The organism is Lysobacter dokdonensis DS-58 (genome assembly GCF_000770795.1).
Lineage (GTDB): Bacteria > Pseudomonadota > Gammaproteobacteria > Xanthomonadales > Xanthomonadaceae > Noviluteimonas > Noviluteimonas dokdonensis.
Genome location: NZ_JRKJ01000003.1, coordinates 133,932 through 140,858 on the forward strand (window position 1 = coordinate 133,932; position 6,927 = coordinate 140,858).

Sequence of the window (6,927 nt, forward strand, 5' to 3'; positions counted from 1 at the left end):
GAGGGGTCGCAAACATCCCATCGTGCAAATTCGGCGGCGCCGCGACCCATGCCATTCGGCATGGTCGGGCGGGCCGATGCCGCAATCCGGCCGCGTCTTGCCGCATGAACGGGGCGGGCGTAGGGTCGGCCCCTCCCCCATGGACAGGAGTCCGCCCGTGAAGATGCGTCTTTTCCTTTCGATCTCCGCCGCGCTCGCGCTCGCCGCCTGCAGTTCCTCGCCGGCCAACGATTCGTCGGACGCGACGACACCGGCCGCCGCTGCGACCACCACGCCGCCGATGCTCGCCGAGAGCTGCAAGGCCGACGCCGCGCAGCAGTTCGTCGGCAAGACCGCGACGCCGGAGATCGTCGAACAGGCGCGCGTGGCCACCGGCGCGAAGACCGCGCGCGTGCTCACGCCCGGGATGATGGTCACGATGGAATATCGCGGGGACCGGTTGAACGTGCGCGTGGGCACGGACAACGTGATCGGCAGCGTCGACTGCGGCTAAGGCGATCCCACCAGCACGATCCGCGCGAGGGCGGCTTCGCCTTCGCGCAACAACTCCACCGGCGTCTTCGAAAACCCCGTCAGCACCATGGCTTCGCCGACGCACCATTCGCGTTCGTCGTCGGTGAACGCGCGCGCGCCGTCGGCGACGGCCTGCAACGCCGCGCGCGTCGGCGTGGCGTCGTTCGTCGCGGGTGGTGGCGGATGCGTCGGCATGGGCGCCGCGCTGACGAGCATCGTCCGCACCGCATCGAGTTCGGCCTGCAACCTGCGGATCTCGAGGGCCGGATCGTCGAGGACTTCGACATCGAGCAACTTGCGCACGCGCTCGGTCATCTGCGCATGCAACTCCGGGTGCGTGAAACGCAGATCGCGCGCGGCCACCTGCCACGCGTAGGCCACCTGCTGCGCGGCGTGCGTGGCGGGCACGGGGACTGGCGTGGCGGCGGCATCCCGCGACTTCATGCCGCGCAGCTTGGCGGACCCGCGAACCGCCGGCTGTGACGCGCTCAGCGGTCCTGCTTGCCCGCCTCTTCATCGGGAAGGTCGTCGGCCACGAGGGTCGGCGGCGCGTAGTCCTCGATCCCCAGGTCCTTCGGCGTGCCGAGTTCCTCGCGGTCGTCCAGCCGCGGCTGGTTCTGCCAGTAACGGTTGTCGGCGATCTTCTCGATCGCCCGGTGCGGCTGCTTGTGCATCACACGCTCCGGCGGCGGTGAGGCGCGCAGCCTCCCACCGCCGGCATTACAACGCCGTCAACGCTGCGGCTGCAGCGTGTCGTCGAACAACTCCAGGATGCGGCGGTATTCGTCGTACCAGCTGTCCGGGTGCGTGAAGCCGTGGCGCTCCAGCGGATACGGCGCGAGCTCCCACTTGTCCTTGCGCAGTTCGATCAGTTTCTGCGTCAGCACCACCGAATCGCGGAAGAACACGTTGTCGTCGATCATGCCGTGCGCGATCAGCAGGTGGTCCTGCAGGCCGGCGGCGTACTCGATCGGAGAGGACACCTTGTAGGCCTCGGGGTCGAGTTCGGGCGTGTTGAGGATGTTCGAGGTGTACTCGTGGTTGTACTGCGACCAGTCGGTCACCGGGCGCAGCGCGGCGCCGGCCTTGAACGTGCCGGGCTTCTTGAACAACGCCATGAACGCCATGAAGCCGCCGTAGCTGCCGCCGTAGATGCCCGCGCGGTCGCGGTCGCCGTGCTTGTTCGCGACGAGCCAGTCCAGGCCGTCGAGGTAATCCTCGAGTTCCGGCGTCCCCATGCGGCGATAGATGTCGGTGCGCCATGTGCGGCCGTAGCCTTCGGACGCGCGGTAGTCGAGGTCGAGCACGATGTAACCGCGCTGCACGAGCAGGTTGTGGAACATCTGCTCGCGGAAGTAGTTCGGATAGCGGTCGCTGACGTTCTGCAGGTAACCCGCGCCGTGCACGAACATCACGATCGGATAGTGCCTGCCCGCTTCGAGGGTCTTCGGCCCGTAGTACTTGCCCCAGATCGTGCCTGCGCCGTGCTTCGACGGGACCTGCACGTATTCCGGCGCGACCCACGTGCGTGCCTTGAATTCCGGCGTGCGCGTATCGGTGAGTTCGGCCAGGCCCTCGCCGTTGCGGTTCACCACCGCCAATTGGGGCGGGACGTACGAATCCGAGTGGCGCACGAGCAGTTTCGATTCGTCGGGCGAGACGACGAAATCCTCGACGCCGTCGAGCGCCGTCACTTCGCGCACCGCGCCGCCCGTGCGGCCGACTTCGCAGACTTCGTAATCGCCCGGCCACTCGCGGTTGCACAGGAACAGGAAGCGCGTGCCGTCCTTCGACAGTTGCGGCGCGGAGGCTTCCCAGTTGCCCGAGGTGAGCGCGCGCGGCGCGCCGCCGTTCTCGCTCAGGTACAGGTGTGCGTAGCCGCTCTCTTCGGAGAGAAACCACAGCGCGCCATCGGGGGCGAAACCGAAATCGTTGAAGCCCCAGTTGATCCACGCCGGATCCGTCAGCCGATGGCGCGGTTGCAGCTTCGCGTTCGCCAGGTCCACCGACGCCAGCCAGCGATCCTTGTTGTCGATCGCACGCACCATCACCGCAGCCTGGCGGCCGTCGGCGGTCCAGTGGATCGCCGATGCGCCGGCGTTGTCGCCGGAGGTGAGCACCTGCACGTCGCGGTTGCCCTTCAGCGGCTCCTGCTTCGCCGCCTTGCGGAACGCCGCCATCGGATCGACGGCGATGCCCGGCAGCGTGTCGAACTTCAGTTCGCGCACCGAGCCGTCACCGACCTTCACCAGCCACAGGCGCTGCGCCGCCGGCGCATTGCGGCCGACGCGCGTGCGCACGTCCTCGAATTCCTCGTAACCCGATTCGGTCACGTACTTCGGCATCTTGCCTTCGGTGCCGAGGTCCGCGCCCTTGCGCGTGGTGACCACGAGCAACCAATTGCCATCGGGCGAAAGGCCGCTGTCGGCAATCTCGACATCGTCGCCGAGATACGCGGGCACCGGCGCGCGCGTCGGGTCGGCCAGGCGCCAGGCCTTGTCCTGCGCACGCGCGGCTTCGCGCTGCGCGCGGTCGTTGCGCAGCGTGTCGATCAGGCGCAGCTGGCGCTCGCGCAGATCGTCGGCGCCGGGCTTGGTGTCGGGGGATTTCTCGGCGAGTACCGTCGCGGCCTGGCGCACGCCGCCGGCGTTCGTCCAGCGATACCAGTCGTTGCCCACGCGCCACGACAGACCGCCATCGCTGCCCCACTGTGGTTGCGATTCGTCGTCGTTGGTGCGCGTGAGTTGTTGCAATGCGCCGCTGCGCAGGTCACGCACGAACACATCGCCGTTGCGCACGTATGCCATGCGCGTGCGTTGCGTGTCGTAGACCGGTTGTTCGCCATCGGCGTCGGCGCGCGCGGCGCCGTCGAGCGCCGCGGCCGCGCCGCCGGAGATCGGCTGCACCCAGGTATCGCGGATCGTCGTGCCCTTGCGCTTGCGCTGCGTGTACGCGCGCTGGCCGTCCCACGACCACCAGGCCGCTTCGATCGGCGTGCCGATCCAGTCGGGATCGGCCATCGTCTGCGCGAGCGTGAGCGGCGCGTTCGGGTCTGACGTCGCCTGTGCGGCGTCTTGCGCGAAGGCGGCGGGCGTGAGGAGCAAGAGGAGCGCGAAGGGCGTGAGGCGCATGCGGGCGTCTGCGGGAAAGCGGAAGCGCGAAGGGTAGCAGGGCCCTCCGGGCGAACCGGGGGTCATTGGTCATGCGAAAGGCGGTTCCCGGTGAAAACTCCGCTTCGCGGGCGCACACTATGTCCCGCGGCGCCGCCCTCGCGTGCCGTGGAGGCACTGCGTGGATGCACTGCTGCTCTCGCGGATCCAGTTCGGATTCGTCATTTCGTTCCACATCCTGTTCCCCTCCTTCACCATCGGCCTCGCCAGCTGGCTCGCCTTCCTCGAATGGCGCTGGCTGCGCACGCGCGACGGGATGTGGCTGGAGCTCTACAAGTTCTGGCTGAAGATCTTCGCCGTCAGTTTCGGCATGGGCGTGGTGAGCGGGATCGTGATGAGCTTCCAGTTCGGCACGAACTGGGCGGTGCTCAGCGAGCGCGCGGGCAACGTGCTCGGGCCGCTGTTGTCGTACGAAGTGCTCACCGCCTTCTTCCTCGAAGCCACGTTCCTCGGCGTGATGCTGTTCGGCATGAAGCGCGTGAAGCCGCCGCTGCATTTCTTCGCCACGTGCATGGTCGCGCTGGGCACGCTGATCTCCACGTTCTGGATCATCGCGGCCAACAGCTGGATGCAGACGCCGCAAGGGCACGCCATCGACGCGCAGGGCGTGTTCCAGCCGGTCGACTGGTTCGCGATCATCTTCAATCCCTCCTTCCCGTATCGCCTGGCGCACATGGTGCTCGCGGCGTTCATCACGACGTGCTTCGTCATCGGCGGCGTGTCGGCGTGGTACCTGCGGCGCGGCGCGCACGTGGAGGAAGGCAAGCGGATGCTGAAGCTCGCGGTGGCGTTCGCGGCCATCGCGGTGCCCTTGCAGATCATCGCCGGCGACCTGCACGGGTTGAACGTGCTCAAGCACCAGCCGGTGAAGCTCGCGGCGATGGAAGCGCACTGGGAAACGCATCCTGGCGGCGTGCCGCTGGTGTTGTTCGCGGTGCCGAACGAGAAGGCGGAGCGCAACGACTACGAGATCGCGATCCCGCAGCTCGGCAGCGTGGTGCTCACGCACACGCTGGACGGGCAGATCCAACCGCTGAAGGCGGTCGCGCCGGAAGATCGTCCGCCGGTGAAGCCGGTGTTCTACGCATTCCGCGTGATGGTCGGCATCGGCACGTTGATGTTGTTGCTGACGCTGGCCTCGTTGTGGCAATGGCGCCGCGGGCGGCTGTTCGATTCGCCGTGGGTGCTGCGCGGCTGGAACCTGATGTTGCCCGCGGGGTTCGTCGCCATGCTCTCGGGCTGGTACGTGGTGGAGATCGGGCGGCAACCGTGGGTCGTGTACGGCGCGCTGCGCACGGCCAATGCGCTGACGCCGACGCTCGCGGCCGGCAGTGTGTGGGCCTCGCTGATCACCTTCTTCGTCGTGTACGCGATCGTCTTCGGCGCGGGCACCTGGTATCTCGTGCGCATGGTGCGGTCGGGGCCGGCGAAGCACGAACCGGCGCCAGACACGGAGGCCGGCGACAAGACGCCCGCGCGCCCGCTGTCGGTCGGCAACAAGGAGGCCATCTGATGGAGTACTGGCTGCCGGTGGCGTGGTTCGGCGTGATCGGGTTCGGCGTGCTGATGTACGTGCTGCTCGACGGCTTCGTGCTCGGGCTGGGCATCCTCGCGCCGTTCGCGGAGGACGAGCACCAGCTCGACCACATGATGAATACCGCCGCGCCCATCTGGGACGGGAACGAAACCTGGCTGGTGCTCGGCGGCGCCGGATTGCTCGCGGCCTTCCCGAAGGCGTACGCGACGGTGCTGTCCGCGTTGTACCTGCCTGTGCTGCTGATGCTGATCGCGCTGGTGTTCCGCGGCGTCGCATTCGAATTCCGCTTCAAGGCGGTGCGCGGAAAACCATGGTGGGGCGCGGCGTTCGCGCTGGGTTCGATGTTCGCCGCGTTCGCGCAGGGCCTGATCCTGGGCGCGCTGGTCGAAGGCATGCCGTTGCAGGAAGGCAAGTACGTCGGCGGCGCGTTCGGATGGTTCAGCCCGTTCTCGATGCTGACCGGCGTGGCGGTGGTGTTCGGCTATGCGTTGCTCGGTTCGACATGGCTGATCCTGAAGACCGAAGGCCGCCTGCAGTTGATCGCGCGCACGCTCACGCGGCCGCTGGTGCTGGTGGTGATCGCCTTCATGGGGCTGGTGAGTGCGTGGTTGCCGTTTCTCGACTCGCGGATCATGGCACGGTGGTTCGAGGGCGGGAATTTCTGGTGGCTCTCGCCGGTGCCGGTGCTCGCGCTGCTCAATGCGTGGTGGTTGTGGCGCGCGGCGATGCGTGAAGGCCGCGATGCCGCGCCATTCATCCTGGCGTTGTGCTTCTTCGCACTCGGCTTCGCCGGGCTGGTGCTGGGCCTGTGGCCGAACATCGTGCCGCCCTCGATGACGATCTGGGAGGCCGCATCGCCGCCGTCGTCGCAGGGGTTCGTGATGGTGGGGCTGGCGATCCTGCTGCCCGCGATCCTCGGCTATACGTACTGGTCGTATTCGGTGTTCCGGGGAAAGGTGGCGGCCGACGCGGGCTATCACTGAAATCCGCGTTCGATCAACGCGAATTGTGGGTTTCGTCACACCGTCGTTTCCGACACAATCGTCGCGTCCCCCGCCCAAGGCCGCGATGCACGCTTTCGTCTACAAGAGCCTCCGGCAAGCCGACACCTACGTGTACCTGGCCACGCGCGACGATTTCACGCGCCTGCCGCCGCCGCTCGCGACCCAGCTGGGCAAGTTGCAGTTCGTGCTCGAAGTCGCGCTCACGCCCGGGCGCACGCTCGCGCAGGCCGATCCCGATGTCGTGCGCGCCAATCTCGCCACGCGCGGCTTCCATGTCCAGTTCCCGCCCACGCGGCTCGATCCGATGACCGAGGATTGGGGCACCGATGCCTGAGCCGACGCGCCCCATCGGGCGGATCGCCGGCGCGGCGCTCGCGGGCGTCGCGCTGACACTGCTGCTCGCGGTCGACGCCTGGCCGCTCGCGCTGGCCGGTGCGCTCGCGCAGCCGGCCTTCGCGCTGGCGGTGTCGTGGTTCCGCGGCACGCGCACGTCGCACAAATGGCCCCGCGACGCGCTGGCGTTGTCGGGCACGTGGGCCGCGGGCATCGCGGTCGCCGCGCTCGTCATCGCCTGGCCGCTCGCCGCGTTGCGCGAAACCGGAAGCCTCTCGGCCGCCATCGGGCTGAGCGTGGCCGCCGGCGCCGCGTTGTTGTTGCTGTGGCGCACCTGGCCGGTGTGGCACGCGCTCGAACGTGAAGGCGG

7 protein-coding genes and 1 pseudogene are annotated in these 6,927 nt (G+C 68.1%); 5 read left to right on the top strand and 3 right to left on the bottom strand.

The genetic code is table 11. The features are described from left to right. Positions 1-163 precede the first annotated feature (163 nt). Entirely contained in the window at positions 164-493 is a 330-nt protein-coding gene (locus LF41_RS03910; RefSeq protein ID WP_036166227.1) for an I78 family peptidase inhibitor, read from the top strand. Here LF41_RS03910 and LF41_RS03915 read toward each other — a convergent pair. The 3 genes from LF41_RS03915 to LF41_RS03925 are packed head-to-tail and all read right to left on the bottom strand — an operon-like array spanning position 490 to position 3,644. Continuing rightward, a complete protein-coding gene (locus tag LF41_RS03915; protein WP_036166144.1) occupies positions 490-957 on the bottom strand; it encodes a hypothetical protein in 468 nt (155 codons plus the stop codon). The genes LF41_RS03910 and LF41_RS03915 overlap by 4 nt on opposite strands. A 44-nt stretch (positions 958-1,001) precedes the next feature. Then, the gene (locus LF41_RS03920; protein WP_036166147.1) at positions 1,002-1,187 is read right to left on the bottom strand and encodes a hypothetical protein; all 186 of its coding nucleotides are present in this window, start codon (positions 1,185-1,187) and stop codon (positions 1,002-1,004) included. 57 nt (positions 1,188-1,244) lie between these two features. Next, complete coding sequence (locus LF41_RS03925) at positions 1,245-3,644, bottom strand: S9 family peptidase (RefSeq protein WP_036166149.1); 2,400 nt, start codon at positions 3,642-3,644, stop codon at positions 1,245-1,247. A 160-nt stretch (positions 3,645-3,804) separates the two neighbouring features. Here LF41_RS03925 and LF41_RS03930 point away from each other — a divergent pair, with 160 nt between their 5' ends. From LF41_RS03930 to LF41_RS03945, 4 genes and pseudogenes are all read left to right on the top strand, one after another. After that, positions 3,805-5,196, top strand: coding sequence for a cytochrome ubiquinol oxidase subunit I (locus LF41_RS03930; protein ID WP_036166152.1), 1,392 nt, complete (start codon positions 3,805-3,807; stop codon positions 5,194-5,196). After that, positions 5,196-6,203, top strand: a complete 1,008-nt coding sequence (cydB, locus tag LF41_RS03935) for a cytochrome d ubiquinol oxidase subunit II (protein WP_036166153.1) — start codon at positions 5,196-5,198, stop codon at positions 6,201-6,203. Before LF41_RS03930 ends, cydB begins: the two co-directional genes overlap by 1 nt. 85 nt (positions 6,204-6,288) lie before the next feature. Beyond that, on the top strand, positions 6,289-6,558 hold the full coding sequence (locus LF41_RS03940; protein ID WP_036166157.1) for a YcgL domain-containing protein: 270 nt from the start codon (positions 6,289-6,291) through the stop codon (positions 6,556-6,558). After that, positions 6,551-6,927, top strand: a pseudogene (locus LF41_RS03945) (ankyrin repeat domain-containing protein); the annotation flags it as partial. The gene LF41_RS03940 and the pseudogene LF41_RS03945, both read left to right, overlap by 8 nt.